A 7,273-nucleotide genomic window follows, 5' to 3' on the forward strand; every position below is an offset into this window, starting at 1 on the left:
AGCGAATTATGAAGCGATTAAATTTGTCAATATATGCGTTACTAACCCTTTTTATTGTTCAAGGGTGTGGTGAGAGTTTTTTGGAAAAGAAGCCGTTGGGTTTAGCGGATGAAGAGCTGCTAGCGACGAAAGCGGGCGTTGATGCCGTTCTAATTGGCGCCTATAGTTTATTAGACGGGGTCGGCTCGGGCTATACGTTCACGTCCTCGGCCAGTAATTGGATTTACGGCTCGGTAGCCTCGGACGATGCTTACAAAGGAAGTGATGTGGGCGATCAGGCGCAGATAACAACGATTGAACGCTATGTCAGCCAACCAGACATTGCGGCTTTTAACGAAAAATGGATTACCGTTTACGATGGCGTTTCGCGTAGCAATGATGCCTTAAAATTAATTAATAACGCCAGCGATATGACGGAGGCTGAAGTTGCGCAAGCCGTTGCGGAAGCCCGTTTTTTGCGCGCTTGGTATCATTTTGAAGCTAAGAAAATGTGGAATATGGTGCCTTATGTAGACGAAAATGTGACCGACTTTTTCAATTTACCGAATGATGTGGATATATGGCCTATGATTGAGGCAGATTTGCAGTTTGCTGTAGATAATTTATCTCAGACAAAGGCCGACGTGGGAAGAGCAAGTCAGTGGACAGCAAAAGCCGTATTGGCGAAAGTACACATGTTCCAAAATGATTATGAAGCTGCAAGGCCTTTACTTGATGATATCATCAACAATGGTCCTTTTGTGTTGGTAAATAACTTTCATGACAATTTTAGAGTTGCTACCGAGAATAATGCGGAGTCTATCTTGGAAGTGCAGATGTCGGTGGGTGACGGGGGGAACGGAGAAAATGGATTTTGGGGAGATAACCTCAATTTTCCATATGGCTCGGGGCCGGGCGGTTGCTGCGGCTTTTTTCAGCCTTCCCAGAATTTGGTAAATGCCTTTAAGACCGATGAAAACGGATTGCCCTTACTTGATAGTTTTAATGATGTAGATGTAAAGAATGACGAAGGTTTGGCATCTTCCGACGCCTTTGAGCCCTATACGGGAAATTTAGATCCTCGGTTAGATTGGACCGTTGGCAGACGTGGTATCCCTTTTCTTAACTGGGGCATTCATCCCGGTAGGAACTGGATACGCGATCAAAGTTTTGCAGGACCTTATACTTTTAAAAAGTTCTTTGCAGCGGATGGTGATAATGCCGGAGCAGAATCGCCGCGGGCCAATTCAAATAATTATCGGGCATTGCGGTATGCCGATATTTTACTGATGCGAGCCGAAATTGCTGTGGAAGACGGTGATTTAACCGGCGCACTGAACTTAGTGAATCAAATAAGGCGGAGAGCAGCAAACGATGTGGTTACTAATGACGACGGTACACCGGCCGCGACTTATGTGATCCAGGAGTACCCTTCATTTCCAAGTCAGGATTATGCTCGAAAGGCGGTTCGATTTGAGAGGCGACTCGAGCTAGCCTTAGAAGGGCATCGTTTTTTCGATTTAGTACGTTGGAATGTTGCTGCAGAAACTTTGAATACGTATTTGGCGCAAGAGATGACAAAGCGGACTTATCTTCAAGGGGCCAGCTTTACGGCTGGTAAAAACGAATATTTTCCGATTCCCCAGGCCCAGATCGATATAATGGGCGCGGATGTGCTAAAACAAAATCAATAATATTCGATCGCAAGGGGGTGTCTAAAAGTCGTCGTTCGACCGCAATGAAATGGAGAAATGACGCTGGCGCTTTTAGACACCCCTGTTTTATTTTAGATCGGAAGATGCTAAATTGCATCGGCCGACTTTACAGGACGCCTCTGAAAACAATTTCAGATCGCGCAAACGGTTGCGTGTTGAATAAAATTGGAAATCGTACTATTTTATTATTAAATTAACAGCCATTTCGAAGGTTGTACGTTAATCGGCGATATGCTATGAGCACAATCCGTCAATGATTTATGATGAACCTTCTGCCTTTTATTTTTTAAGCGGATAGGATAAGAAGGTCGCTTTATGCAATGAGCTAGGATTTTTACGTCTTTGCTAAAGTGATAGTCAATTCCATGCGCTTAAATAAATGAGGTAAGTAAGCTTATTAGTAAGGCAATAGTCAATACTGAAACAATAAATCTAAAGGAATTCGCTTCATGTTGGAAGCAGGTTCCAAAACCAAATTAAACACAATGAAAGAAAAAAGTACCTCCAGAAGGGATTTTATCAAGAAATCTGCCTTGGCAGCAGCAGCATTTAGTATTGTCCCACGCTTTGTGCTGGGCGGGCAAGGGTATCTGGCACCGAGCGACCACTTGACAAAAGGGATTATCGGTGTAGGTGCCATGGGACGTGGGCATTTTTCATATGCAGGGACCAAGACGGTCGCCATTTGTGATGTAGACACCCGGCATTTGGCAATTGCCATGAAACAACTAAATGACAGCGGCGTTAAGCAGCTCTCCGATTTCCGAGAGCTCATTCAGCTTCCGGAGGTAGACATTGTTCATATTGCCACGCCGCCACACTGGCATGGTATCATGGCTGCCGAGGCCGCGCGTGCCGGAAAAGATATATGGTGCGAAAAGCCGATGACACGAACCATAGGGGAGGGCAAACGCGTAAAAGAAGCCGTACAACAACATGGGAGAATCTTTAGGCTAAACACTTGGTTTAGATTTAAAGACAATTTCTATGGCATGGGCGTACCCGTTAAAAAGATAAAAAAATTAGTGGATTCGGGTATGTTAGGTTGGCCCTTAAAAGTAACCGTTAGCCGGCATACGGGTTTTGATTGGAAATTCTATTGGGTAGGAAAAGAGAACTTGGCTCCGGAACAGGTTCCGGCTGAGCTCAATTACGATATGTGGTTGGGCCCTGCGCAATATAGACCCTACAACGCGCATCGGGTACATCAGACATTTCGCGGTTATTGGGATTATGATGGCGGCGGATTAGGCGATATGGGACAGCATTATTTAGATCCTATCCAATACTTTTTGGGTAAAGATAACGAAAGTCCGGTATCGGTTGAAGTAGATGCACCGCAGCAACATAGCGATGCGGTCGGCACTTGGCGCCGGATTGAATATACCTATGCCGACGGCTGTAAAATTATTTTAGATGGTGAAGGAAAAGACAAAGACGTCCCTTATATAGATGGGCCTAACGGCAAATTGTATCCGGGTTTTAGATCCGACATTGCAGACATGGAACGTAAACTCGCAACGTTCCCCGAACCGGAAGAACAAGTGACGGATTTCGTGGAAGCGGTGAAAAAAAGGCAGAAATTTGCCTTAAACGAAGACAATGGTTACCGCTCCTGTACATTGGTTAATATGGGTTTGGCGTCGGTTAGGTTAGGTAGATCGTTGAAATTTGATCCGGAAAAGCAGTTGTTTGTCAATGACGAAGCAGCTAATCGTTTAATTGATCAGCCAATGCGCGGACCATGGACTATCTAAATAATAAACTTATCACGAACTATAAAACCAATATGAAGAATTACCTATATGTCTCTGTTGTTGCTTTTATGCTGGCTCATCCGCCGGCCTTTGCTCAGCAGGATCAGCAGCGTACCACCACTACCAAAATTGCCGATTTATTAGCGACACAGCCCGCGCAAAATGGCGACAAGCTCGACGCGGCTATGGAGCAATTAGATAATTTTACTGCGGATGATATCAGTGCCTTACTTTTACAGCTAAAGCCGCAGGGAGGCGATAATGCCAGAGTCGAATACGCTACAAACAGCTATTCCTATTTTGTGATGCAAAATGGAAAAGAAGCCATGCGCGCCAAATTTGTTCAAGGTGCCTTGGATGCTTTGGGAAAAATGCAGGACAAAAATAATAAAGGATTTGTTCTCAATCTGCTCACGAACGCAGGAAAAGACGATGCCGTTTCGACCGTTGCTACCTATTTGCAGGATGAATATCTGGGCGATCGTGCGGCACGTACCTTGGCAAGGATCCGTACGGATGCGGCAGGGAAAGCACTTACTACGGCATTGCCTGCTGCTAAAGGCAGAAATATAACCTATATACTAGAAGCCATTGGAGACGTAGATTATGTGCCGGGAGCGGCGGCGATCGTCCCTTTTGCTACAGCGGAAGAGTTGACGGTACGAAAAACCGCATTGTATGCCCTTGCTAAATTGGCCGATCCGTCTTCGGAGGAAGTGTTGAAGGCTGCAGCTGAGCAAGTCAACTTTGGTTACGACGAATCGAAAGCAACCGCTTCCTATATTAACTATGCAAACAATTTGCTGCTAAAAGGGAATAAAGAATTGGCGGAGAAAGTCGCCAAAACCTTGTTAAAGGCAGATGATGAACATACGCCTACCCGGATTGCAGGACTCAATATTTTAACGCATATCTATGGGGAGGAATACGTGCCGGATTTAGTAAAGGCTGCCGGAGCGAAGGATAAAACCTACAGCATAGCCGCTTTAAAATTGGCACAACCTTATCTAACAAATGCTTCTATAGGCAAGTGGGGCAAAGCGATAAAAAAGGCACAACCCGAAGCACAGGCCGCCATCTTGAAAGCGCTGTCTGATACGAAAGATGATAGTGCACTTCCCTTTGTTGAAAAAGCTCTGAGAAGCGATGATACCTTAGTGAAAGTAACGGCTATCAAAGCCTATGGTAAGCTGAAAGGTACAGAAGGAACTTCCGAATTATTGAAGCTGCTCGCTGAAGCGAGCGATCAAGAGAGAGCAGCGATTAAGGAAGCTTTTTTTACAATGAAGGGGGATGGTTTGACCAACAAGTTAGTTGCCTCTTTAGAAACAGCAGGCCCGATGGAGCAAGTCACCATACTACAGGTATTAGCGAATAGAGGCGCTAACGACGCCTTCCCCTCGGTTACCAATTTATTGAAAAGTTCAGATACTGCCGTAAAAGACGCCGCTTATAGTACACTACCTGCGATCGCTAAATCGGAAAATCTGGCCACTTTAACGTCTTTATTGGCAACGGCGACAAGCGAAAAAGAGACACAGTCGGTGCAGGAGGCGATGGTTGCTGCCGTTCAGGGGAGCCAGCAAAAAGAACAGGATATACAGGCCTTATTGGCAAGTTATCAGGCAGCGGATGCGAATCAAAAAGCACTTTATTTAAACGTTTTTTCCGGTATAGGCCAGGGCAAAGCGTTGGAGCCTGTGGTGGAGGTGCTGGGCGGAAACGACCCGACACTGAAAGCGGCGGCGATTCAGGCACTGGCTAATTGGAACGATAGCGGCGCTTTACCCGAGCTAGTGAAGCTGAGTCGTACCGTCAACGATTCAAAACAATTAAACCAAGTGATAAACGGTATTGTACGGCTGACAGCGCAAAGCGATTTTCCGGCAGAACAAAAGGTATTGCTTTTAAGGGATGCAATGGGCGTAGCGCAAAGTGTTCAACAAAAGCGAGCGATACTGGCCGCTTTGAGCGACAACTTTACTTATAATGCACTCATTTTTGCCGGGAAGTATTTAGATGATCCTGAATTGAAATCTGCTGCAGCCATGGCTGTCTTGAATATCGCCTTATCGAATACTGGTCTTTATGGTGAGGAGGTGAGCGAGATCTTAAATAAAACGGTGGATGCATTAAGTGGACAGGACAGCGATTACCTGAAGCAAGCCTTGATTAAACATATAAACGAATTGCCAAAGGGCAAAGGCTTTGTCGCCCTTTTCAATGGTAAAGACCTGACAGGTTGGAAAGGCCTTGTGGAAAATCCTATTAAGCGAGCAGCGATGAGCGCGAGCGCATTGTCTTTGGCCCAAGAGAAGGCAGATCAATTGATGCGCAGCGGTTGGTACGTAAAGGATGGTGTGCTTTATTTTAACGGCAAAGGGGATAATATTGCGACGGTCAAGCAATACGGCGATTTCGAAATGTTAGTTGATTGGAAGTTGAGTCCCATCGGTAAAGACGGCGATGCCGGTATTTATTTGCGCGGAACGCCGCAGGTGCAAATTTGGGATACCTCGAGGGTAAATGTAGGTGCTCAGGTCGGCTCTGGCGGCCTTTATAACAACGAAAAAAATGAAAGCAAACCGATGAAAGTGGCCGACAATCCGCTTGGGGAATGGAATACTTTTCGTATTATCATGAAAGGCGATAAAGTGACCGTTTATCTTAACGGCCAACTGGTTACTGATCAGGTCACCTTAGAGAACTATTGGGATAGGAGCCAACCCATTTTCGCTAAGGAACAGATCGAACTTCAGGCACATGGCACCGAGGTGGCTTACCGGGATGTTTATATTAAGGAGATACCCAGAAAAGAGATTTTTAACTTAAGCAAAGAGGAAAAAGAAGCCGGCTTCCAGGTGTTGTTTGATGGTTCGAATTTAGATAGTTGGACGGGGAATACAAACGCTTATACGATCAGTGAAGAAGGAACCTTGGCCTGTTATCCAAGCAAAGGTTCCGGCGGGAATCTCTATTCTAAAGAGCAGTTCGGTGATTTTATTTATCGTTTCAGCTTTCGCTTAACTCCGGGTGCGAACAATGGAATTGGAATCAGAGCCCCAATGGAGGGTGACGCTGCTTACGAGGGCATGGAAATCCAGGTATTGGATAATGATGCGGATATCTATAAAGATCTAAAGAAATACCAATACCATGGATCCGTATATGGTGTCATTCCGGCGAAAAGAGGATTTCTTAAACCGATGGGTGAATGGAATGAGGAAGAAATTTATATAAAAGGAAACAAGATTAGGGTAACGTTAAACGGTACGGTTATAGTAGATGGTGATATTGCCGAAGCTTCGAAAAATGGTACACTCGACGGTCGTGATCATCCCGGTCTTAAGCGGAAAACAGGGCATTTGGGCTTTTTAGGACACGGTTCTGAAGTCCATTTCAAAAATATACGGGTAAAGCGGTTGTAGTTGTTCGTTATTCATGTCCATCGATGGCGGTTCACTTTCACGATGGCTGATGATCCCTAGCTGCTTGTAAAAACAAATCTTTCCACCGCTTGTTTCATTAATAAGGTTTAGGTTGGATAAAAGTAGAAAGTCCGGCGTTCCCAACGTTCGGGCTTTTTACATTTTAGATGTTCGTTATTGGCTGCCTGTTGTTAGTTGTCAGTTGTTAGTTGTTAGTTGTCAGTTGCCAGTTGTCAGTTGTCAGTTGTTAGTTGCCTGTTGCCAGTTGCCTGTTGTCAGTCCTATTGCCTACTGCTTACTCCCTAATACCTACACCTTGTCATGTCCTAAAAAAAGTAGACACTTTTATTGTTGTTGATTAAGATGTTGGAATGTGGGAAACTCCAGAGGAGTT

Annotated in this window: 3 protein-coding genes; all 3 read left to right on the forward strand. The window is 45.0% G+C overall.

What is annotated here, in order from left to right; all coding sequences use genetic code 11:
• The first annotated feature begins 8 nt into the window (after positions 1–8).
• The 3 genes from EPX21_RS05510 (at position 9) to EPX21_RS05520 (ending at position 6,879) form a co-directional block, all read left to right on the forward strand.
• A complete protein-coding gene (locus EPX21_RS05510; protein ID WP_134088673.1) occupies positions 9–1,673 on the forward strand; it encodes a RagB/SusD family nutrient uptake outer membrane protein in 1,665 nt (554 codons plus the stop codon).
• A 506-nt stretch (positions 1,674–2,179) separates the two neighbouring features.
• Positions 2,180–3,451 (forward strand): Gfo/Idh/MocA family oxidoreductase, encoded by a 1,272-nt coding sequence (locus EPX21_RS05515; protein WP_134088674.1) that lies wholly within the window; start codon positions 2,180–2,182, stop codon positions 3,449–3,451.
• Between the two features lie 32 nt (positions 3,452–3,483).
• Complete coding sequence (locus EPX21_RS05520) at positions 3,484–6,879, forward strand: DUF1080 domain-containing protein (RefSeq protein ID WP_134088675.1); 3,396 nt, start codon at positions 3,484–3,486, stop codon at positions 6,877–6,879.
• Positions 6,880–7,273 lie beyond the last annotated feature (394 nt).

This window comes from Olivibacter sp. XZL3 (assembly GCF_004368405.1).
Lineage (GTDB): Bacteria > Bacteroidota > Bacteroidia > Sphingobacteriales > Sphingobacteriaceae > Olivibacter.

Bases quoted from the DNA above. Each gene is read 5' to 3' on its own strand.
- EPX21_RS05510 (WP_134088673.1), top strand. From the start codon at position 9: ATGAAGCGATTAAATTTGTCAATATATGCGTTACTAACCCTTTTTATT.
- EPX21_RS05520 (WP_134088675.1), top strand. From the start codon at position 3,484: ATGAAGAATTACCTATATGTCTCTGTTGTTGCTTTTATGCTGGCTCAT.
- EPX21_RS05515 (WP_134088674.1), top strand. From the start codon at position 2,180: ATGAAAGAAAAAAGTACCTCCAGAAGGGATTTTATCAAGAAATCTGCC.